This window comes from Colwellia sp. BRX10-4, assembly GCF_014077465.1.
GTDB lineage: Bacteria > Pseudomonadota > Gammaproteobacteria > Enterobacterales > Alteromonadaceae > Colwellia_A.
On record NZ_JACGVZ010000001.1, the window covers coordinates 377,711 to 399,068 of the forward strand.

The 21,358-nt window shown below is 38.5% G+C and carries 20 protein-coding genes; 15 read left to right on the forward strand and 5 right to left on the reverse strand.

Annotated elements, in window-relative coordinates; all coding sequences use genetic code 11:
• Positions 1-13: 13 nt before the first annotated feature.
• From H4J67_RS01775 to H4J67_RS01810, 8 genes are all read left to right on the forward strand, one after another.
• Positions 14-1,174: a chemotaxis response regulator protein-glutamate methylesterase gene (locus tag H4J67_RS01775; protein ID WP_182176125.1), complete on the forward strand. Its 1,161-nt coding sequence runs from the start codon at positions 14-16 to the stop codon at positions 1,172-1,174.
• Positions 1,167-1,913: a flagellar motor protein gene (locus H4J67_RS01780; protein ID WP_182202677.1), complete on the forward strand. Its 747-nt coding sequence runs from the start codon at positions 1,167-1,169 to the stop codon at positions 1,911-1,913. The genes H4J67_RS01775 and H4J67_RS01780 overlap by 8 nt, the downstream gene beginning before the upstream one ends.
• On the forward strand, positions 1,910-2,884 hold the full coding sequence (locus H4J67_RS01785) for a flagellar motor protein MotB (RefSeq protein WP_182176123.1): 975 nt from the start codon (positions 1,910-1,912) through the stop codon (positions 2,882-2,884). The genes H4J67_RS01780 and H4J67_RS01785 overlap by 4 nt, the downstream gene beginning before the upstream one ends.
• 26 nt (positions 2,885-2,910) lie before the next feature.
• Positions 2,911-3,684 carry a ParA family protein gene (locus H4J67_RS01790; protein ID WP_182202679.1) on the forward strand — a complete coding sequence of 258 codons (774 nt, stop codon included), beginning with the start codon at positions 2,911-2,913 and terminating at the stop codon, positions 3,682-3,684.
• A gap of 7 nt (positions 3,685-3,691) precedes the next feature.
• A complete protein-coding gene (locus tag H4J67_RS01795) occupies positions 3,692-4,486 on the forward strand; it encodes a chemotaxis protein CheW (protein ID WP_259368447.1) in 795 nt (264 codons plus the stop codon).
• A 91-nt stretch (positions 4,487-4,577) separates the two neighbouring features.
• Positions 4,578-5,069 carry a chemotaxis protein CheW gene (locus tag H4J67_RS01800; RefSeq protein WP_182176121.1) on the forward strand — a complete coding sequence of 164 codons (492 nt, stop codon included), beginning with the start codon at positions 4,578-4,580 and terminating at the stop codon, positions 5,067-5,069.
• Positions 5,070-5,144: 75 nt separating this feature from the next.
• Entirely contained in the window at positions 5,145-5,615 is a 471-nt protein-coding gene (locus H4J67_RS01805; RefSeq protein WP_182176120.1) for a DUF2802 domain-containing protein, read from the forward strand.
• Between the two features lie 113 nt (positions 5,616-5,728).
• Positions 5,729-6,541 (forward strand): VacJ family lipoprotein, encoded by an 813-nt coding sequence (locus H4J67_RS01810; RefSeq protein ID WP_310650675.1) that lies wholly within the window; start codon positions 5,729-5,731, stop codon positions 6,539-6,541.
• A gap of 109 nt (positions 6,542-6,650) precedes the next feature.
• On the opposite strand, the gene H4J67_RS01815 is transcribed toward H4J67_RS01810, so the two are convergent.
• Positions 6,651-6,956, reverse strand: coding sequence for a DUF6170 family protein (locus H4J67_RS01815; protein ID WP_182176119.1), 306 nt, complete (start codon positions 6,954-6,956; stop codon positions 6,651-6,653).
• 127 nt (positions 6,957-7,083) lie between these two features.
• Here H4J67_RS01815 and ribE point away from each other — a divergent pair, with 127 nt between their 5' ends.
• The 6 genes from ribE (at position 7,084) to H4J67_RS01845 (ending at position 14,586) form a co-directional block, all read left to right on the forward strand.
• Positions 7,084-7,548, forward strand: a complete 465-nt coding sequence (ribE, locus tag H4J67_RS01820) for a 6,7-dimethyl-8-ribityllumazine synthase (RefSeq protein ID WP_070374607.1) — start codon at positions 7,084-7,086, stop codon at positions 7,546-7,548.
• Positions 7,549-7,560: 12 nt separating this feature from the next.
• Positions 7,561-7,977 carry a transcription antitermination factor NusB gene (gene nusB / locus H4J67_RS01825; RefSeq protein ID WP_070374606.1) on the forward strand — a complete coding sequence of 139 codons (417 nt, stop codon included), beginning with the start codon at positions 7,561-7,563 and terminating at the stop codon, positions 7,975-7,977.
• A gap of 39 nt (positions 7,978-8,016) precedes the next feature.
• The gene (thiL, locus tag H4J67_RS01830; protein WP_182176118.1) at positions 8,017-8,994 is read left to right on the forward strand and encodes a thiamine-phosphate kinase; all 978 of its coding nucleotides are present in this window, start codon (positions 8,017-8,019) and stop codon (positions 8,992-8,994) included.
• Positions 8,995-9,009: 15 nt separating this feature from the next.
• A complete protein-coding gene (locus tag H4J67_RS01835; protein WP_182176117.1) occupies positions 9,010-9,477 on the forward strand; it encodes a phosphatidylglycerophosphatase A in 468 nt (155 codons plus the stop codon).
• Positions 9,478-10,003: 526 nt separating this feature from the next.
• Positions 10,004-11,317, forward strand: coding sequence for a fumarylacetoacetase (fahA, locus tag H4J67_RS01840; protein ID WP_182202778.1), 1,314 nt, complete (start codon positions 10,004-10,006; stop codon positions 11,315-11,317).
• Between the two features lie 674 nt (positions 11,318-11,991).
• A complete protein-coding gene (locus H4J67_RS01845; RefSeq protein ID WP_182176116.1) occupies positions 11,992-14,586 on the forward strand; it encodes a TonB-dependent siderophore receptor in 2,595 nt (864 codons plus the stop codon).
• A gap of 227 nt (positions 14,587-14,813) precedes the next feature.
• Here the strand turns inward: H4J67_RS01845 and H4J67_RS01850 are convergent, their stop codons facing one another.
• Positions 14,814-16,094: a multifunctional CCA addition/repair protein gene (locus tag H4J67_RS01850; protein WP_182202680.1), complete on the reverse strand. Its 1,281-nt coding sequence runs from the start codon at positions 16,092-16,094 to the stop codon at positions 14,814-14,816.
• 147 nt (positions 16,095-16,241) lie between these two features.
• Between H4J67_RS01850 and H4J67_RS01855 the strand changes: the two genes are divergently transcribed.
• Positions 16,242-17,870, forward strand: a complete 1,629-nt coding sequence (locus tag H4J67_RS01855) for an AAA family ATPase (RefSeq protein ID WP_182202682.1) — start codon at positions 16,242-16,244, stop codon at positions 17,868-17,870.
• A 50-nt stretch (positions 17,871-17,920) separates the two neighbouring features.
• Here the strand turns inward: H4J67_RS01855 and H4J67_RS01860 are convergent, their stop codons facing one another.
• The 3 genes from H4J67_RS01860 to leuC all read right to left on the reverse strand — a co-directional run bounded on the left by H4J67_RS01860 (position 17,921) and on the right by leuC (position 21,357).
• Positions 17,921-19,153: an HD-GYP domain-containing protein gene (locus H4J67_RS01860; protein ID WP_182176113.1), complete on the reverse strand. Its 1,233-nt coding sequence runs from the start codon at positions 19,151-19,153 to the stop codon at positions 17,921-17,923.
• 171 nt (positions 19,154-19,324) lie between these two features.
• The gene (gene leuD, locus H4J67_RS01865; protein ID WP_182176112.1) at positions 19,325-19,921 is read right to left on the reverse strand and encodes a 3-isopropylmalate dehydratase small subunit; all 597 of its coding nucleotides are present in this window, start codon (positions 19,919-19,921) and stop codon (positions 19,325-19,327) included.
• A 2-nt stretch (positions 19,922-19,923) separates the two neighbouring features.
• The gene (gene leuC / locus H4J67_RS01870; protein WP_182202684.1) at positions 19,924-21,357 is read right to left on the reverse strand and encodes a 3-isopropylmalate dehydratase large subunit; all 1,434 of its coding nucleotides are present in this window, start codon (positions 21,355-21,357) and stop codon (positions 19,924-19,926) included.
• Position 21,358 lies beyond the last annotated feature (1 nt).

A 21,358-nucleotide genomic window follows, 5' to 3' on the forward strand; every position in this document is an offset into this window, starting at 1 on the left:
AATGAGATAATAAATGCCCTATAAGGTGTTGGTTGTTGATGACTCGAGTTTCTTTAGACGTCGAGTTACCGATATTTTAAATAAAGATCCGAACCTTACTGTTATTGATGTTGCTGTAAATGGTAAAGATGCTGTTGAAAAGGCTGTGTCTTTAAAGCCTGATGTGATCACCATGGATATAGAAATGCCATTACTTAATGGTATTGAAGCTGTGAAACAAATAATGGCAAAAGCACCAACATCAATCTTAATGTTTTCATCGCTCACTCATCAAGGTGCTAATGCGACCCTCGAGGCCTTAGAAGCTGGAGCACTTGATTTTCTCCCGAAAAAATTTAGTGAAATAGCCAAAACAACTGATGATGCGGGTAGTGTGCTGCGTCAACGAGTGGTTCAATTAGCTAAGACTAACGGTTTATTGAAAAGAAAACTGGCAGTAAAAGCACACGCGTCAAGAATTAGCCTCTCTTCAACGGCTACTAAACCTGTAAATCAATTCGAAATTCAATCGAGAACTCCGCTGCGTACAACTAAAACTGAACCGCATCAAAGCGAAAGTATTCGCAGTCAGGTTGTTAAAAGAAGCTCAGGTAAAAGTTATCAACTACTCGCTATAGGTACATCAACGGGGGGGCCAATTGCCTTACAAAAAATATTAACGCAATTGCCGCAAAACTTTCCGTTACCCATTATTTTAATACAGCATATGCCCGCTGCTTTTACTTTTGCTTTTGCCAATCGTTTAAATACCTTGTGCAATATTAATGTCAAGGAAGCAGAAGATGGGGATATTTTAAAACCTGGTTGCGCTTACCTAGCGCCTGGTGGCAGGCAAATGATTATTGACGGCACGCCAAAATTAGCAAAATTAAAAATTATAGAAGATAAGTCTGAAAAGATTGCTTTTAAACCAAGTGTTGATGTGAGTTTTGGCTCAGCAGCTAAAGTATTTGGTGGCTCAGTATTGGGTGTTGTACTGACCGGTATGGGCTCTGATGGTCGAGAAGGTGCTCGCATGCTAAAAGGTAAAGGAGCGACAATATGGGCACAAGATGAAGCTTCTTGTGTGGTTTATGGTATGCCGCAAGCCGTTACCGTTGCCGGTATTTCTGTTTTATCTTTAGCATTAGAAGATATCAGCCAAAGTATTATCAAGGAAGTTGACCATGGATAAGTTAACCGTTGCTGGGCTTTTTGTCGCAATTACTGCCATATATTTAGGTTTTATTCTTGACGGTGGCTCCCTTGCTGCGTTATTTGAGTTACCTGCCTTTATCATTGTCTTTGGCGGTACTTTAGGGGCTGTAATGTTACAATCATCTTCAGCGCAATTTTTTCATGCGTTGTCTTTATTAAAGTGGATATTTTATCCACCAAAGTATGATATCAACCAAGGCATTGATTCGATAGTTTCTTGGTCTGAAAAAGCACGAGAATCTGGATATTTATCACTGGAAAATATTGCCGAAGAAGAACAAGATTTTTATACCAATAAAGCGCTAAACTTATTAGTTGATGGTATAGAAGTAGACAATTTGCGTGTCTCATTAGAATTAGATTTAGATCTTTATCGCGAGCATAATTTGCGCTCTGCTCATGTTTTTGAGTCTATGGGCGGCTACAGTCCTACCATAGGTATTTTAGGAGCGGTACTTGGCCTCATTCATGCGATGAGTAACCTTACCGATCCAACTTTACTGGGGCAAGGCATTGCAACAGCTTTTATTGCGACTATTTACGGTGTCGGTTTTGCCAATTTAATTTACCTACCCGTTGCTAATAAAATAAAGGCTATTATACACCAGCAAACGATGTACCGCGAAATGATTGCTGAAGGCCTTATCTCTATTGCATTAGCAGAAAATCCACATGCCATTGAAAACAAGTTGTCGGCCTTTCGGTTAGAGCAATGAACCACTTAAGGAAACGCCGACATTCAGTCGAAAATGATAATGTCGACAGATGGTTAGTTTCATATGCCGATTATATGACCTTGCTCTTCGCTTTATTTGTTGTCTTATATGCGATGGCAATGGTTAATGACGAGCCCTTTGAATCTGCGACAGAATCGATAGGTAAAGTTTTTCAAGCCAATGATAAATTACCGAAAAATCGGGGGCATGGTGAGGACATCCTCGATGTTAACACCTCAAAAACGAATAAGCGCTTGTATGGCAATGGTATTTTAGATGTGGCTGGCCCTGAACTTTTTGACGGTGAGAAAACACTATCTAATGTTTCTGACAGTCAGGTAGGCACTAATCTAACGTCACTAGAAAAAGAATTACATACCGCCTTGTTCGAATTAATCGAATCAGGTTATGCGCAACTGCAGATTGATGGCGATTGGTTAGAAATAGAATTAAACAGCGGTATGCTTTTCCCCAGTGGCTCATCATCAGCAACCAACAACGCGACAACAATACTTGCGGTTATTTATGATGTAATTGGTTCTTCCAGTAATTTTATTCGTGTAAGGGGCTATACTGATAACGAACCAATTAATACTGAGATATTTTCTTCTAATTGGGAATTATCAGTTTCTAGAGCAACTGCTATTTTAAGAGTGCTTGAATACTTATCCCTTGACCCTGCTCGAATGGCCATTGAGGGTTATGGGCAATATTACCCACGAGAAGATAATGAAACAGCACAAGGGCGCGCTCAAAACCGTCGTGTTGTTATTGCTATATCAAAGTATGGTTTAGAAAAGTCAAATTTACTTGCGACCCCTACCATCAGCATTAAAGACGTCGAAGCTATAAAGCAGATAGATAATGGTGATGAGGATAATGAAATACGTATCATAAGACTTGATAACGGTGGCATTAGAATTACAACACGAGAAGATGACAACCCCTCTTCTGAGCAGAACAATAATTAGCATAACGAAATAAGTAGGTTAGCAACTTGGTAGTATGGACCGTAGCAAATCAAAAAGGTGGCGTTGGTAAAACCACAACAACAATCTCCTTAGGTGGGTTATTAGCTGAGCAGGGCTATAAAGTGTTGTTGGTAGATACTGATCCCCATGCTTCTTTGAGTTATTATTTTGGTATCGAATCTGAAGATCTTGAGTTAAGTGTTTACGATTTATTTGTTCAATTTTCAACCAAAGAACAAATAATGCAAAGCTTATGTCCAACGAAATACGACAATATAGATATACTCCCGGCAACTATGGGCTTAGCCACTTTAGACCGTTCACTCGGTAATAAAGGTGGTATGGGCTTAGTGTTGAAAAAAGCGATGATAAAAATAGCCGATGAATATGATTATGTCTTAATCGATTGCCCACCGATTTTAGGTGTGCTGATGGTGAATGCTTTGGCGGCATCGCAACGTATTATTGTGCCAGTGCAGACTGAGTTCTTAGCCTTGAAAGGCTTAGACCGCATGATGAAAACAATGGATATTATGCAAGTTGAGCAAGATAAGCCGTTTAAATATACCATAGTGCCGACCATGTTTGATAAACGTACTAAAGCATCATTACTGACCTATAGAAAGTTACAAGAGTTATACGATGATAGTGTTTGGGCTGGTGTTATACCTGTCGATACTAATTTTAGAAATGCCAGTTATGCAATGCAGGTACCTTCAGATTACGCACCGTTAACACGTGGTGTTAGTGCATATAAAAAACTACTAAGCAGTTTATTAGAACTGCAAAAATTAGGTTAATTGTCCAATGGCAAAGTCACTCGCTGCAAGTAAGAAACTAATGCAGAATTATTTATCAGAATTGTTGACTGAAGATCAGCAAGAATCTGACCTGCCAATTATTGCTGTAAAAGCAAAATATCAGCAACCGTTAGAAAAACTTTTGCAAAAAATTGATATTACTGAGCGTATTGCCGACCCAGTAGATGAACCTGTTTATACTGTAAAAAGTTCTGTGAAAGATGAACGACCTAAAATAGTTGAAGAAAAAGTTCAGGAAAAAGTCAAAGAAAAAACACCATTGACTCTTGATGAACCGCTTAAGACAAGAAAAAGTGATCAGCCATTAATTGTTCATCAGAGTAAGAATTATCGAAAGGGTAGTTTTCAAGCGATGTTCTTTAATGTTGCGGGTTTAACGATTGCAGTACCCTTGATTGAATTGGGGGGCATACATAACGAAGACAAGACAACGAGTCTCATGGGTAAGCCTAAATGGTTTACCGGTGTTATGTTACATCGAGATGAGAAAATTAACGTAGTGAATACCGCTTTATGGGTAATGCCAGAAAAATGTGACGAAGCGTTAATAAATTCGTTAAACTATCAATATATTGTCATGCTAGGTAATAGTCATTGGGGATTATCGGCGGAAACATTAGTCGATACAGTGACCTTAGAGCAAGAAGATGTAAAATGGTTAGACCTACCGAACAAGCGACCTTGGTTAGCCGGTTTAGTCAAAGAACGTATGTGTGCACTGCTTGATGTTGATTCTTTGATTAAGTTACTTGACGCAGGCGCAAATATTAACCAAGATTAATGGCTAGATCTTCAGATAGTATTATACTATATACACTAGAAGAATAATCAAACAGATTGATTTTCAATAAGATATTTAAGAGGCAGGCTGTATGGCTGATGATAGACGTAATGCAAAGGAAAACGTAGACAACGATGAAGTGTTGCAATGGGTAACCTTTAAGCTCGATAGTGAAACCTACGGTATTAATGTAATGCAAGTGCAAGAAGTCTTGCGCTATAGTGAAATTGCACCGGTGCCAGGTGCACCTACATATGTATTAGGTATCATTAATCTGCGAGGGAACGTTGTTACTGTTATTGATACCAGACAACGCTTTGGGCTTAAACCTGCGGATATTTCTGACAATACTCGTATTGTTATCATTGAAGCTGAAAAACAAGTTATTGGGATTTTGGTAGATAGTGTCGCTGAAGTTGTTTACTTAAAAAATTCTGAGATAGATGATGCTCCGAATGTTGGTAATGACGATAGTGCACGATTCATTCAAGGTGTTTCAAACAGAGAAGGTGAGTTATTGATTTTAGTCGACCTAAATCAGTTACTTTCTGACGACGAATGGGATGAACTTAAACAGTTCTAGGCTGTTTATTAGGTCTCTTTAAATAAAGCCTGACTTATCAGGCTTTATTTATTTGTAATGGTTTAAGAAGCGTTTATGTTTATTATCTCGCCACTTTTTATTTCAGTTAGCAGTTTTGTGCTTTTTATAGTGCTAATCGGTTATATATATCGACAAAAAACTTATTTTTATCGAGCCCATAAAGTGTTAAAAACACAACTTGAAACGCAAGAGTTGTTTATAAATGAGCTACAGTCGTCACACAATACAGTAAATAAAAAATTGCTTGAGTTTAATCATAAGCTTGAAAGTCTGCAGTTAGAAAACGAGCAAGTCAGTAAACAACTTGAACATCGTATTAAAACACTGCAACAAGAGAGTGTGCTACAAAAGCAATTAATCGACCAATTTCAAAATCAGCAACCGCAAGATAAACTCTATTCACGTGCTTTTAAACTCGTTGAGTTAGGTGCAGAGATAGATGAAGTCGTTCGAGAATGTGATATCCCACTTGCTGAAGCTGAGATGTTAATATCTGTCCACAGAAATAAAACATCGCCTTCTTAAAACCAATCATTTTATGCTTTTACCACAGATAAATAGTTAAAGATTTATGTTGCATTGCATTCTTGCGTGGTAAACTGCGTTATTATTTTTTTACTCTATATCAAGGACGCTAAGTGAAAGTAGCCGCTATATTTTCTTATTTGTTCAATAACCCAACAAAAAAAATTGTGATCATTCTACTGGCTTTAGTTATTTCTGCCTGTTCATCAACACCTACTGAAAATAGTGCTAGTGTTTCAGATCCTAAAGATCCATTAGAGTCGATTAATCGACCGTTTTGGACTTTTACCTGGGATTATGCAGACAAATATGTACTTAAACCAACAGCCCAAGCGTATGTTGAATATATGCCAACAGATTTTAGGTCTGGGTTACATAATGTTGCCTTAAACCTGAATGAACCATCAACGGTTATAAATAACCTGCTGCAAGGAAAGTTTAGTGAAGCAGGTAAAAGTACCGGTCGTTTTATGCTTAACTCTACAATCGGCATATTTGGATTTTTTGACCCAGCAAGTGACTTTGAATGGACCAGAGCAGAAGAAGAGTTTGGTGAAGTCTTAGGCTCATATGGTGTTGGAGATGGACCTTATATAGTTATACCAGCTCTTGGGCCAAGCTCAGTTCGTGAAGAAGTAGGTGACTATGTGGATAAATACTACTGGCCGTTAGCTATTATTGATTTTTGGCCCAACTTACTTCGCCAAGCCGTACTCGGGCTTGAACAACGAGCAGCGCTTGTTGACCAAGAGCAAATTATTAATGAATCTATTGATTCGTATGAATTTGTTAAAAATGCTTACTTTCAAAATATGGAATTTAAAGTTTACGATGGTAACCCGCCCATCGTGATTGATGAAGACAGTGAAGACGAAATTAATGCATTTTTAGAAGAACTCGATAACATGGCAGATGTTGATCAATAAACTTGCTTTGCAGAGTGAAGCTTAGAATACTTCAAGCTTCACTCATTTTGAAAATAAAGGCAGTGAGTGTTAATGTAAACCGCAGATTTTTCGATGTGTTAATTAAAGATTAAGCTAATTTATTATACTGCTTGATCGCAACACTGAGATATTTACGGGTAAAAATTAATGATACTGGCCGAAGTAAAATAAAATACACGGCTAGAAAACTAAACAAAGAGACCATAAAGAGCAGCCCATCTAATTGTGCCATAAATATAAAGGGTGGCACCAACATGATTAACTTCAAAATATTTAATACGAACTTCTCTGGTGCGGTCAATTTAGCGGCTGCTAGTGTTAAAATCTGCTGTCTTTGCCCAAGCGTATAGCTTTCGAGTTCAGGAAGTTTATTTGTGGAAAATATAAAAGCCATAGGTATCGTATTTTTAGTGAGTAATAGCAGTATTCTACAGTATTTTTACACTTAATTAAGCAAACAAGTACCGAATTGTCTCTGGGTTTGGTAGAATTGCGGCAAATTTTTTGTGAGTGAATTATAAATGAATATCATTGAAGCTAATTTTGACGCAGCAGGTAAAAAGTTTGCCATCGTTGTTTCACGTTTTAACAGTTTTGTAGTTGAAAATTTATTAGAAGGTGCAGTCGATGCACTTAAACGCCATGGCAATGTTGCAGATAACGACATTACTATTGTTCGTGTTCCTGGCGCATATGAATTACCCCTTGCCGCTAAGCGCATTGCAAGTAAAGGCGAGTTCGATGGCATTATTGCTATTGGTGCCGTTATTCGTGGCGGAACTCCACATTTTGATTTTGTTGCGGGCGAATGTAATAAAGGCTTAGCGCAAGTTTCAATGGAATACACTATTCCTGTTGCCTTTGGTGTTATTACCACCGATACCGTTGAGCAAGCAATAGATCGTGCCGGACTTAAAGCAGGTAATAAAGGCGCAGAAGCGGCTTTAAGTGCTTTAGAAATGGTTAATGTTTTAGATAAAATATAAGCGGGAATTTTTGTGAAACCAACTCCTAGAAGGAAAGCTCGTGAGTTAGCTGTTCAAGCTATTTACTCATGGCAGCTTAGCCAAAACTCAGTAACTGATATCGAAGTTAATTTTTTGACTGATAACAGTGCACGACGTTTTGATATTCCATATTTTCAACAATTACTCCACGGTGTAACCAAATCAGTTGGTTCTATCGATGAAGCTATTTCTCCGCACGTTGACCGTCCTTTAAACGACGTTGACCCAGTAGAAAAAGCTATTTTACGTGTCGCCATTTATGAATTGAAAGATTGTAAAGATGTACCATACCGAGTTGTTATTAATGAAGCCATCGAATTAGCAAAATCTTTTGCTGCTGACGATAGTCATAAGTTTGTTAATGGCGTCCTTGATAAAGCCGTTAAACTGATTCGTCCAGAAGAATAATTTGCACTCATATTCTCAAAGCAAAGGATTGGTTGTTGTATGAAAGAATTTGAAGTCATTCGACGTTATTTTACTGAACAGGTAGTGAAGCGCAAAGACGTTTATTTAGGTATTGGTGACGATTGTGCACTGGTTACTCCGGGTGAACGCCAACACATTGCAGTAACGACAGATACCTTAGTGGCAGGTGTTCATTTTCCTTTAAATACATCGCCACGTGCTATTGGTCATAAATCGATAGCTGTTAATTTGTCTGATCTTGCTGCTATGGGGGCAGAGCCTAGTTGGCTTTCTTTAGCTCTTACGCTTCCTGAAATTGATGAAAATTGGATCAATGAATTTTGCGTTGGTGTTTTTGACCTTTGTGAATTTTATAATGTCCAGCTTATTGGTGGTGATACGACGCAAGGACCATTGAGTATAACCATTACAGCGCAAGGACAAATTCCTTTTGGACAACATATTTCCCGTTCAGGTGCTAAAGCTGGAGAATGGTTATATGTTACCGGTGAGATAGGTGCAGCGAACCTCGCTTTACAACATATCCAAGGTAAAGTGAAAGTAGCAGCTAAATATCAGCAAGAAATACAAAAACGCTTAGACTTTCCAAAAGCAAGGATTTTGGCTGGACAAGCTTTACGTAAATATGCGACTTCGGCGATAGATTTATCTGATGGTTTAGTCGCAGACCTAGCTCATATCTGTAATGCTTCGGGTGTTGGTGCTAATATTTTTCTTGATGCTTTACCGCTTTCTGCCGCATTAAGTGATACAGTTGGTATAGACGCAGCGTACGATATAGCTTTAGAAGGTGGCGATGATTACGAGCTATTATTTAGTGTGACTGAAGATAACCGAGTAGGCATGGAAACAGCCTTAGCTAACACAGGCAATAAGATCACCTGTATTGGCCAATTGAATGGTTCAGGAAAAATTACCACGACATTAAATAAAAAAGCGGTAGATATTAAGGTTCAGAGCTATCAACATTTCTCTAATACCCCTTCTAATAAATAACTTAAGTTAAATCTAATGAGTAAATCTACCGAGAACTTTCGAATAACTAACCCCATCCATTTTCTTGCTTTGGGTTTTGGTAGTGGTTTATTACCTAAAGCACCAGGTACTTATGGCACGCTTGCCGCCATTCCTTTGTACCTGCTGTTAGCGCCTGCTTCATTTAGTACTTATTTAGCTATTGTTATTATCATGAGTATTGCCGGTATCTATATTTGTGGAAAAGCGGCAGAAGATGCAGGTGTACCTGATCATGGCGCAATTGTCTGGGATGAAATTGTTGGTTTTTTAATCACTATGTTTCTTGTTCCTTTGACATGGCAAAGTATTGTTGTTGGTTTTATTTTATTTAGAATTTTTGATATTTTTAAACCTTGGCCTATTTCCTATGTAGATAAAAATTTACATGGCGGTCTAGGTATTATGGTCGACGATATTCTTGCGGGCTTAGCGGCACTGGCTTGCATGCACCTAATTTTTTAATCAATAGCAAAGAACGTCGAGTTTTAGTTTCTGTTCACTTCTTTTTAAAACCTTGATTAAATAACGGGTTACTTGATACATATCAGCCTATTTATTCGCTGGAAAACCTAATGACATAGTTCATTAGCTAGGCCGTTTTGGTATTTATGATACTCACCAAGCTATTGCTAAGCAAATAGCTTCGGTATTAAACCGTTTTGTCTGATCATTAACCAAAAAGCAGAAGAGTATTTATCTGATGTATTAGGTCGTGATCGCTTCAGCGTTATTTTACGACCAGCACAATTATCGAGATAGCTTTTTAATAAAATTATTGGCTGTAAACTTGTTAGTGCAACTATTTGTTGACAGCTTAACCCTCAGAAAAATAACTCAATGTTATCATTAATACCAATTATTGTTCTCGCTGGTATAATGCAGCCATCTTATATCGTTATCTTCTATACTTATTTTTATTTTAAAACGTATTTTGACGTTTTATTAAGGTAAGCCTTAAATTTCAGGAGTTCTTCAATCAATGTCTACTATGAATTTGTTAAATGAAACCCACAATTCAGCCCGAGTTAGTTGGCTTGTTACTGCGAATAAAGCAGATACCGACTTTCCTATTCAGAACTTACCTTTTGCGGTTTTTAAACGTGCAAATAGCGAAGAAGCATTCCGTGGCGGTGTTGCCATTGGTGATCAAGTTATTGATTTAGCTGCTTTGGCTAACGCAAATGTTTTTGATGGTCTAGCACAAGCAGGCGTAGAATCCTGTAATGCGCCACAGTTAAACGATTATATGGCGATGGGTAAAGCGACATGGAGCGCTTTACGTTTAGCACTCTCTAATGCCTTAAAAGAAGGCTCAGCTTTACAAGAAAAAGTGGCCGCTTGTTTAATCGCTCAAGCTGACGTTGAATATGCACTACCTTGTAATATTGGTGATTACACTGATTTCTACACCTCAATTCACCATGCTACGTCAGTGGGTTTGAAGTTCCGTCCAGACAATCCATTATTACCTAACTATAAATGGGTACCTATTGGTTACCATGGTCGTTCATCTTCTATTGATGTTTCTGGTCGAGATTTTAAGCGTCCTTCGGGACAAACTAAAGCGCCGACGGCAACTGAACCATCATTTGGCCCTTGTAAGCGTCTCGATTATGAATTAGAAGTGGGCATATTCATTGGTAAAGGTAATGACTTAGGCGACGCTATTTCTATTGATAACGCTGAAGATCATGTCTTTGGCTTATGTTTATTTAATGATTGGTCTGCGCGTGATATTCAAGGATGGGAATACCAACCTTTAGGGCCATTTTTGTCGAAGAACTTTGCTTCAACAGTCTCTCCTTGGATTGTGACAACAGAAGCATTAGCACCTTACCGCTCGGCTTGGACACGTGTTGAGTCAGATCCTCAACCAATGCCATACCTAGAGTCAGAGAGTAATCGTGCGATCGGTTCATTTGATATCCAGCTACAAGCCTTGCTTGAAACGCAAAACATGCGTGAAAAAAGTGAAGAAGCCGTTGAAATGTCACAATCTAACTTTAAAGACTCATACTGGACAGTGGCACAAATGGTCGCTCATCATACTGTTAATGGTTGTAACCTTCGCGCGGGTGATATGTTTGGCAGTGGCACACAATCTGGACCTAAGCCTGAAGAAGCCGGTTCAATGTTAGAGCTTTCAAATGCGGGTGCCGATCCTATTACTTTACCTAATGGTGAAAAACGTACTTTCTTAGAAGATGGTGACAACGTCATAATGAAAGGTTGGTGTCAAAAAGAAGGAGCAGTGCGCATTGGTTTTGGTGCCGTATCAGCGAAAATTTTACCAGCGAGTTAACCGTTTAATTAGCTAATTGCTCATTAAGTTAATCGCAAAGCGTTGGTTGTTTATGATCAGCGCTTTTTTTATCACTAAATTTCAATAGCAATAATCTATTTTATTCTCTCACTACTTCTCATTAAATTTTGTTTTGATCTAGATTGCTTTTTTTAGAAACCAGATCTGTGAATACAAAATTATTCAATAAGTGTGCATGAATAAGCGACGAAATGCTAAATAAAGACGATGAATTACCTTGTATATTGTATACACTGTGATTTTAGTGTTAATTTTTAGTGGTTAGACTGTGACTTCCCTAAATAGTGCAATAATTTTATAATTTATTTTTATGCTAATTTGGAATAAGGAAATTCTTTTAGGTCTATTTTGGTATATTTGATTACGAAGATATTTGGATACTAATTTCTGGCTGATAAGCCTGCAGTCACTAGCCTATATAGCCTTTACAGAGAAAATCTCTTTATCAATGACTAGACTTTTATTCGTAATTAAATGTTATTTAATGGAGCACAACTATTTTTGCGGTATTTTCAATTAATTTCGCTCTTGTAAACACTTTTAGCCTGTTTTATAAAGTACCTGCAAGTCTAGGTAGTTTCACCTATTTAATACCTAGTCTAAAAAAAGATAAAAAGATAAAAATATAAACATAAATTTATGAAGGAAGTAACATGTCTACTCAATTATTTCGTACAGCAACGTTAACGTTAGCGGTAAGTATTGCACTTGGTACTGCGCCAGCATATGCAGAAGAAAACAGCTCAAAAGTAAAGGTAAAAGATGTAGAAAGAATCGCGGTTGTTGGCTCACGTTCAGCGCCTCGTTCTGTTGCTGACTCTCCTGTTCCAATTGATATTATTGGTGGCGAAGATTTAGAGAAAATGGGTTCAAGTGACATGCTTGATCAACTTGTCGGCAGTGTTCCTTCATTTAACGTACACGCTAACCCAATTAGTGATGCGGCGACACTAGTTCGTCCGGTAAACTTACGTGGTTTGTCTTCAGATAGCACATTGGTGTTATTAAATGGTAAACGTCGTCATCGCGCTTCAGTTATTGCATTCCAAGGTGGCGGCATTAATGATGGTGCACAAGGTCCAGATATTTCTGTTATCCCAAGCATAGCGTTAAAGCAAGTTGAAGTGCTTCGTGACGGTGCAGCAGCACAATACGGTTCAGATGCAATCGCTGGTGTAATGAACTTTGTGTTAAAGGATGCTGCAGAAGGCGGTAGTTTTTCAGTTAAGCACGGTGAATATTATGAAGGCGATGGTGCTACAACAACTTACGCAGGTAACGTTGGTATGCCATTAACTAAAGATGGTTTCGTTAACTTAAGTTTTCAATATAAAAATGCTGATGCGACTAGCCGTAGTATTCAAGTCGCCAATGCTGCGACCATTTCAGCGGCAGGTAACTCATTCATCGCAGAAGAAGCTCAGGTTTGGGGTTCTCCAGAAGTTAATGATGACACAACAATTTTTGGTAATATTGGCCTTGATTTAGGTAACGATAAAAAATTCTACATGTTCGGTAACTATTCTGAACGTGATGTAAAGGGTGGCTTCTACTGGAGAAACCCACATAACCGTTCAAGCATTTATTCAAATGATGGTGGTGAAACACTACTTGTTGGTGATTTAGATGGCGTAGATAGCGGTATTACTTGTCCTACTATAGCTATTGGCGCTAATGTTTTAGACCAAGCTGATTATCAGTCTATTGCCGACAATAGTACGGCTTTAGGTAAAAACTGTTTTGCGGTTAACGAAACATACCCAGGCGGTTATACGCCAAACTTTGGTGGTAATGTAGTTGATACATCATTAACTATGGGTGTTGAAGGTGAAATTAATGGCGGAATGCTAGACGAGGTTTTCTTCGATATCAGTGGTTCTGTTGGTCGTAATAAATCAAGCTTTAGTATTGTAAATACCATTAACTCTTCAATGGGTCCTGAATCTCCACGTGATTTTGATTTAGGTGATTACACACAATTAGAAAAAACGTTTAACTTAGATTTATCTAAGGGCGTTGAAGTTGGTCTAGATTCACCTATGAATGTTGCGGGTGGTTTAGAATGGCGCGAAGAGACATTTGAAATTGGTGCGGGTGATCAATACTCATTCCTTGCTGGCCCATTAATCGACCAAGGGTTTAACCTAGGCTCACATGGTTTTCCTGGTTTTCAACCATCACAAGCCGGTGCATTCTCTAGACGCAGTGTTGCTGCATACGTAGATGTTGAAGCATACATGACTGACGACCTTTTACTTGGCGCAGCTTTACGTTATGAAGACTTTTCATCATTTGGTGATACGTTAAATTATAAATTAACGGCTCAATATTCTATTAATGATGAGTTATCAATACGTGGCTCTATAAGTACTGGTTTTAGAGCTCCTACCGTTGGTCAAGCTAATGTAAGTAATGTTTCTACCGCATTAGAAGATGGTGAATTAACCGATTCAGCGTTATTACCGCCAACAAGTGAATTTTCAAAATTATTTGGTGGTAAAGAATTAGAGCCAGAACAGTCAAACAGCTATGCATTTGGTGTTGTTTATCAAAATGGAGATTTTTTCTTTACGGCTGATTATTATAATATTGAAGTTGATGACCGTATTACACAATCTGACCGTACAAAATTAGAAGAAGCTGACTATGCTAAATTAGAAGCATTAAATGTAGCTAACCCTCGTTCAGTAGGTACAGTAAGTTTCTTTGCTAACGATTTTGATACCACAACACAAGGTATTGATATTGTTGCAAACTACGGCATGCAGTTGTTTGAAGGTGATACTAAACTTAGCTTAGCTTACAACTGGAATGAAACCGATGTTACGGGTAGTTCTGATATTACAGGTGCTTTTAAAGTTAAACGCTTAGAAGAAGGTTTACCACAGCATAGAGGTTCATTCACTGTTTCTCAAAGCTGGGATAATATTAGTATGTACGTTCGTGGTAACTACTTCGGTGAATACCATGCGGTACACGTAGATTATGACCTAGCGGCTCAAGATGCTGATGCAGCAATTACCTTTGATGCTGAAGTGAGTTACTTTATTAATGACTCATTTACAATCGCAGCGGGTGCACAGAACATCTTTGATCAACAAGCTGAAGAGTTAGATTTTGAAGAAGCTTCACGTAATCATCCTGATGGTTTCACACCTAATAACAACTGGGGTGGTAAGTACTATGAAACATCTCCATTTGGCTTTAACGGTGGCTTCTACTACGTAAAAGCAACTTATAGCTTTTAATTGAGTTGTAAATAGCGGTTAGAACATTAATCGTCTTACTTAAAAAGTCAGCTAATTTAGCTGACTTTTTTGTATAAAAATATCGAGGAGTTGAATTGGTTAGTTAACTCTATCGAGCATAATAACTTGGTCGAGAATAGTAACGTGCTCACCGCTAAGTTAAATTACCGTGCGGGCCAGGCAGATTTACTTTGTACTTGAATGTTTTTTTATTTTTCAGCCAAAGGTTAAGGATTGTTAGTCTGTTCATGGCCTAATTTAAAGCGCTGAACAAACTCAATGCGTTTTTTATTTATGGCTTCTTTAATATCTGCACCTCGTATTCCTTGTTCGATAAACTCTTTAGCGGTTACCGTTAATGCGGCTTCAAAAGCACCACGTAAGTAATCTACTTGTGGATAGGCTCTGTTCTCATTGTACAATCGACCGCGAAAATCAGCCGTACAGACAGACAAGAAATCAGTAAACTCTTCAGGCTTGCGCCATACATCTAAACTATTAAATAACTTAACTAGCGTGTTGGCTTTTAATTCGAATGCTTTATGGCAATGTAAATGAAATTCACAGACTTTGCGCGCTAAAATTTTGTGACCTTTAGGCACTTTTAATTGCTCACATATTTTGTCAACTAATGCTAAACCTGAGGTTTCATGACCTCGGTGGCTGGGCCAATTTTCTGCTAAGGTTAAAAACTTACCCAAGTCATGACAAAGTGCTGCGAATCGTACAGATGTTTTAGGGGAGAGCTTTACCGCTTGTTGCAGTACCATCATAGTATGAATACCCGAGCAAATTTCTGGGTGCCATTTTTCTGGGTTAGGGATCCCCCATAGCGAGTTAAGTTCAGGCCATATTTTCGCTAACGCACCACATTCACGTAACACTTGAAAAAATACTTCGGGGTTATTTTCAGTCAAACTCCGCTGCATTTCTTGCCAAATACGTTCACCTGACAGTGTCGCTAATTCTCCGCTTTCACTGATTTTAGTCATCAAGTCTACTGTTTCGCCAGCAATGGTAAAACCATAATCATGATAACGGGCAGTAAATCGAGCTACCCGTAAGACACGAAGCGGGTCTTCAACAAAAGCTAATGAAACATGTCGCAGTATGCGGTTTTTTAAATCAACTTGGCCATTATAAGGGTCAATAATAGTGGTGCTTTCAGCGCTATCGTTAAAAGGCATCGCCATTGCATTAATAGTGAGATCGCGACGAAGTAGATCCTCTTCAAGGGTAACCGCGCTACTGGCATCGCAAATAAAACCGGTATAACCATGGCCTTGCTTACGTTCAGTTCTTGCTAAGGCATACTCTTCTTTAGTCTTGGGATGCAGAAATACTGGGAAGTCTTTACCTACTTGCGTAAAGCCTAATGTCAGCATCTGTTCAATGGTTGCGCCAACAACGACATAATCATGATCATAGACCTTGTGTCCTAAAAGTTTATCGCGAACGGCACCGCCGACTAAATAGCGGTTAAGTACTGAAAGGTCATTGTTGATCATTATTACTCTTTATTTATTAAAGCTGACATATTTTCAGAAAGCTTAGCATATTTATATAAATTATTTACCTGCTAGTTTTGACTTATGATGGACTACAGGGTAGTTTCTATGACAGTTTATTGACTTTAAAAATTACTTAAATCTATTATGTATAAAGGTTATTTTGGTTTAAAAGAAAGCCCTTTTTCAATCGCACCTAATCCTCGCTTTTTATTTATGAGTGAACGCCATAAAGAGGCCTTGGCTCATTTAAGTTATGGCTTGGGTGAAACAGGAGGCTTTGCACTGTTAACGGGTGAAGTCGGCACCGGAAAAACCACAATCAGTCGGCGCTTAATGGAGCAGTTACCCGAAAATACGCAAGCGGCTTTTATTCTTAATCCAACATTATCAAGCCAAGAGCTACTGGCTACTATTTGTGACGAGCTAAAGATTCGTTACCGAAAGACGGGGGCAACGTTAAAAACACTCACCGATAAAATATATGAAAAACTCAATAAAAATCACCAAGCTAACCTAAATACGTTATTAATTATTGACGAAGCGCAACATTTGGCGCCAGAAGTTTTAGAGCAGTTACGTTTATTAACAAACTTAGAAACAGATACTAAAAAATTACTACAGGTCATTTTAATTGGTCAGCCTGAATTAAAACAATTGTTGCAACGTCGAGACTTGCGACAATTGGCACAACGCATTACTGCTCGCTATCATTTGCTGCCGTTAACTAAGGGCGAAGTAGGGCATTATATTCAACACCGCTTGTCAGTAGCACAATGTGAACGTATGTTATTTGAACGTGCCGCAGTGGCTGAAATTCATCGCATTTCACAAGGTATACCGCGTGTAATTAATTTATTATGTGAGCGTTCACTGACCAACGCCTATTGTAGTAATAATGCTTTGGTGACTCAAAAAATTGTTTTGTTATCTGCACAAGAAGCATTAGGCGATGAATATCAAGCAACCTATTGGTGGCAACACAAAGCGGTTAAGGCGCTAGCCGCATTTACAGTGTTAGCGGTTATTGTCAGTAGCTCGTATTTCCTAGGTCAATTTTTTGGTGAAGATATTAACGAAACGTCGGCGCTCAATATTACTGAGCCTGCGGTTAATAATCTTATAAGTGACACTAGCGCTACAGCGCTTATTATTGCGGCTAATGAAAGTTTAGCGACTAACAATAAAAAAACACCAGATGAAAATTTAGTTGCAGTAACAACAGACAATGCTTCTAAAGTATTTGAAATAGAAAGCGATGGTGACAAAAAACGTGCTGTTGAGCAGCGTATCGTAACAGCTAATAGCACAGCAAACGAGGTTATGCCGGACAAGAATTCTTCAGAGCAACTACCTACCTTAGCAGAGAGTCAATTAGCTGAAGATAAAGCGACAAGCAAAGTTAAAGAAAAGCTTTCTGTGAAGGCGGTTGACGGTGTTTCTGATGATTTGCTGGCGCTTTTTCAAAGCGCAATAGATGATACCGAGCAAGACCCTCAATTCAAAAATAGCGCAAACCAAACTGTCGAACCTGAGGTTAATGCACCAGCATTATCAGATATGCCTGCTTGGGTGCAAAGTGAGTTACCTTCATTAAATTTTCAACAACATATTTATACCAGTGAAGGTGAAAGTTGGGTAAACGTTAATGGCAGAGATCGCTATGAAGGCGACACTATTTCTGAGAAATTAGTGTTAAATCATATTTACGGTCAGAAAGTTATTTTAACATTTAAAGGCCAGCAGTTTAGCTTGCCGGCGCTTTCTTCTTGGTAATATCATTGTGTTAAGTTGTCTGACTAATGTTTATCGGCAAGCGCTAAACGTTAGTCGATAAAGGCAGTTTTGAAAAAACCTAATAAATTAAGGTTAAATTCTTCAGGTCGAATACAGCAGTCAATTTGATCTTTATATTTTGATTCACTCAAGTTAACTTCTTTAATCGGTATCGCTTGGTTGAGGCGTATATTATAAAAAACGCGTACGTACGGGTGTAAGGGTTTTTGTTTATTTAAACGGCTAATTAGCCCTAATTGACCACTGTTAAGTTTGACTAAGGTACCTACTGGATAAACGCCCATACACTGAATGAAGCTTTCAACTAATTCTTCGTCATAATATTTGGGGGACTCTGTAATGAGTTTCTTAAAAGCATTAATAGGGTGAATACTCTTTTTATATGGGCGATCACACGTCATGGCGTCATAGCTGTCGATGATAGCAAGCATTTTACCATATTTTGATATGTCATCTCGCTTAAGGTTATGAGGATAACCAGAACCATCTAAACGTTCATGATGCTCTTGTATCATAGTCATCGCGACATGAGAAATGCTAGGACTGTTTTCTAATATCTTCAAGCCAAGTGCAACGTGACTGCGAATAATACTTTGCTCTCTAGCGGTTAAAGTACCTTTTTTATTTAAAATATCCTGAGGTAATAATATCTTACCAATATCATGCAAAAAGGCACCGAGTGCTATTTCTTGAATCAAACGTTTATCAAAGCCTAAATGTTTAGCAAAAACAGCCATTAAAATTGAAACATTGAGCGAGTGTTCAATAAGATAGGAGTCTTTAGTTTGAAAACGGGACATGCAGGTTAGGGCATCTTGATTTCGAAAAATAGAGTCAACCATAGCGTTAGCTGATTCTTCGACCTCTGAAATGTGAATTGATTTTTTTTGTCTAATTTGCGAGAGAATTTTTTCTTGCAGTAATTTTGCGTTTTTATACAAGTCGTTGGCTTTTTTCATTTCACTGTCAAATGATATAGCTAACTTTTCCAGCGAATTACTTTTTAGTTTAATCAGTTGCTTGGATTTAATATCAGCAAAAACTTTTTCAACATTAACGGTTTGCTTCTCTTTATCAGGCACAATAACGAGCTGAATAATATTAGCCTTACGTAATTGAGTAATACTTTCAAGACACGAAATATAACCTTCAGATTTGATAGAAAGATGATTGTTATCGGTAAATGATTTTACATACATGCCAGGTTTTAGCTGATCGATAGAAATAATTTTGGTGATATCATTTGTTGTTATTTTGGACATATTGTTGGTCGGCTAGTTACAAAGCTATAATCATTAACTGATAATAACGTATTACTAGACATTACTTTAGATTAATTTTAGTCATTAGTGCAATTGATGGGGGAAAAAATAAAGCGTCATCTACTTTTTATGGGTAAAGAGCAGATGAGGCTCTAGCAGGTTATACTTTACTTATTGCCAGCTTGGCATTTTTGCTTCAAAAGCTTTTATCGTGTCTAGCTTGTTTAATGTCCAGCCAACACTGTCGATGCCTTGTTCTAAACAATATTGATGAAACTTATCTAAACTAAACGTGAAACTTAATTCGCCACAAGTGATTGTGTTATTGGTTAAGTCGACGGTTAACGCGAGGTTTTCTTGGCTGCTCATTTTAAATAACGTGTCAATTTCTTCATTACTGAGCTTTATTGGCAGTAAACCAATGTTAATACAGTTACCATAAAAGATATCCGCAAAACTTGGTGAAATGATGGCTTTGAAACCGTATTCCTCTAATGCCCATGGTGCATGTTCTCGACTTGAACCACAGCCAAAATTTTCACGGGTTAGTAGAATGCTCGCACCTTGGTACTGAGGTTTGTTCAAAATGAATTCAGGGTTATTTACTTTCCCTGATACGTCTAGATAGCGCCAGTCATGAAATAAATGCTGTCCAAAGCCTACTCGCTCTGTTTTTTGTAAAAACTGTTTTGGGATTATCTGATCGGTATCTACGTTTGCTGCATCTAAAGGAACAACTAACCCCGTATGTGTTGTAAATTTTTCCATGATTATATTCCTTGTGAATTCAAGTCAACAAAATGACCGGTAATTGCAGAAGCAGCAGCTAGCTCTGGGCTCACTAAGTGCGTTCGGCTGCCACGGCCTTGTCGGCCTTCAAAGTTACGATTACTGGTTGAAGCACAGCGGTCACCTTCTGTTAGCACATCATCGTTCATGCCTAAGCACATTGAACAACCGGGTAAACGCCATTCAAAGCCGGCATTACTAAATATTTTGTCTAAACCTTCCGCTTCTGCTTGCGCTTTTACGCGATATGAACCGGGAACAACGATGGCATCAACATTTGCAGAGACTGATTTTCCCTGTGCTTGATAGCTTGCAACAACACTTGCGGCTGCGCGTAAATCTTCGATACGTGAATTTGTACACGAACCAATAAAGACTTTGTTAATGGTAATATCTGTAATTTTTGTACCCGCCGTTAAACCCATGTAGGTTAAGGCGGCCGCACATGAGTCTTTCTCTACTTGGTCGGTAAAGTCATCGGGCGAAGGCACTACGCTATCGACTGAAGTAACCTGTCCTGGTGTGGTTCCCCAGGTTATTTGCGCTTTAATCTCTTCGGCTTCAAGGGTTAATATCGTGTCAAACTCAGCGCCTTCATCAGTTTTGAAGGTTTTCCAATCATTTAACGCTTCAAGCCATACGTCGCCCTTTGGCGCATATTCTTTACCTATTAGATAATCGAAGGTGGTTTTATCAGGAGCGATTAAGCCCGCTTTCGCGCCAAATTCAATGCTCATGTTACAAACGGTCATGCGTTCTTCCATGCTCAGTGCTTCGATAGCACTACCGCAATATTCAACGACATAACCGGTCGCCCCCGCACTACCTGTTTTGCCAATAATCGCTAAAATAATATCTTTTGCGCTAATTCCAGCGCCTACTTGACCATTAACTTCAATCTTCATGGTTTTTGCTTTTGTTTGGCGTAAGGTTTGCGTGGCAAAAACGTGTTCAACTTCTGAAGTACCAATACCAAAGGCTAATGCGCCAAATGCGCCATGGGTTGCGGTATGAGAATCACCACAGACAATTGTTGTACCCGGTAATGTTAAGCCAAGTTCTGGCCCAATAACATGAACAATACCTTGATTTTTATGACCCATACCAAATAGTTCAATACCAAACTCTTTACAGTTTTTTTCTAATGTTCTTAATTGATTGGCTGCGCCTTCACCCGCAGCATCAATTTCTATTGAGCGGGTTGATATGTTGTGATCCATCGTGGCAATCGTACGCTCAGGATGACGAACAGGGCGGTTATGAAACTTTAAGTTAGCAAACGCTTGTGGTGAGGTAACTTCGTGGATCAAATGACGGTCAACATAAAGCAAAGGTGTTTCACCTGCTTTTTCTTCAACAACATGCTGTTGCCATAATTTTTCATATAAGGTGGTTGCAGATTTTTTAGGACTCATC

Excerpts from the sequence above, each read along its gene's own strand:
- H4J67_RS01775 (WP_182176125.1), top strand. The coding sequence starts at position 14 with ATGCCCTATAAGGTGTTGGTTGTTGATGACTCGAGTTTCTTTAGACGT.
- H4J67_RS01780 (WP_182202677.1), top strand. The coding sequence starts at position 1,167 with ATGGATAAGTTAACCGTTGCTGGGCTTTTTGTCGCAATTACTGCCATA.
- H4J67_RS01785 (WP_182176123.1), top strand. The coding sequence starts at position 1,910 with ATGAACCACTTAAGGAAACGCCGACATTCAGTCGAAAATGATAATGTC.
- H4J67_RS01795 (WP_259368447.1), top strand. The coding sequence starts at position 3,692 with ATGGCAAAGTCACTCGCTGCAAGTAAGAAACTAATGCAGAATTATTTA.
- H4J67_RS01800 (WP_182176121.1), top strand. The coding sequence starts at position 4,578 with ATGGCTGATGATAGACGTAATGCAAAGGAAAACGTAGACAACGATGAA.
- H4J67_RS01805 (WP_182176120.1), top strand. The coding sequence starts at position 5,145 with ATGTTTATTATCTCGCCACTTTTTATTTCAGTTAGCAGTTTTGTGCTT.
- H4J67_RS01815 (WP_182176119.1), bottom strand. The coding sequence starts at position 6,956 with ATGGCTTTTATATTTTCCACAAATAAACTTCCTGAACTCGAAAGCTAT.
- ribE (WP_070374607.1), top strand. The coding sequence starts at position 7,084 with ATGAATATCATTGAAGCTAATTTTGACGCAGCAGGTAAAAAGTTTGCC.
- thiL (WP_182176118.1), top strand. The coding sequence starts at position 8,017 with ATGAAAGAATTTGAAGTCATTCGACGTTATTTTACTGAACAGGTAGTG.
- H4J67_RS01835 (WP_182176117.1), top strand. The coding sequence starts at position 9,010 with ATGAGTAAATCTACCGAGAACTTTCGAATAACTAACCCCATCCATTTT.
- fahA (WP_182202778.1), top strand. The coding sequence starts at position 10,004 with ATGAATTTGTTAAATGAAACCCACAATTCAGCCCGAGTTAGTTGGCTT.
- H4J67_RS01845 (WP_182176116.1), top strand. The coding sequence starts at position 11,992 with ATGTCTACTCAATTATTTCGTACAGCAACGTTAACGTTAGCGGTAAGT.
- H4J67_RS01850 (WP_182202680.1), bottom strand. The coding sequence starts at position 16,094 with ATGATCAACAATGACCTTTCAGTACTTAACCGCTATTTAGTCGGCGGT.
- H4J67_RS01855 (WP_182202682.1), top strand. The coding sequence starts at position 16,242 with ATGTATAAAGGTTATTTTGGTTTAAAAGAAAGCCCTTTTTCAATCGCA.
- H4J67_RS01860 (WP_182176113.1), bottom strand. The coding sequence starts at position 19,153 with ATGTCCAAAATAACAACAAATGATATCACCAAAATTATTTCTATCGAT.
- leuD (WP_182176112.1), bottom strand. The coding sequence starts at position 19,921 with ATGGAAAAATTTACAACACATACGGGGTTAGTTGTTCCTTTAGATGCA.
- leuC (WP_182202684.1), bottom strand. The coding sequence starts at position 21,357 with ATGAGTCCTAAAAAATCTGCAACCACCTTATATGAAAAATTATGGCAA.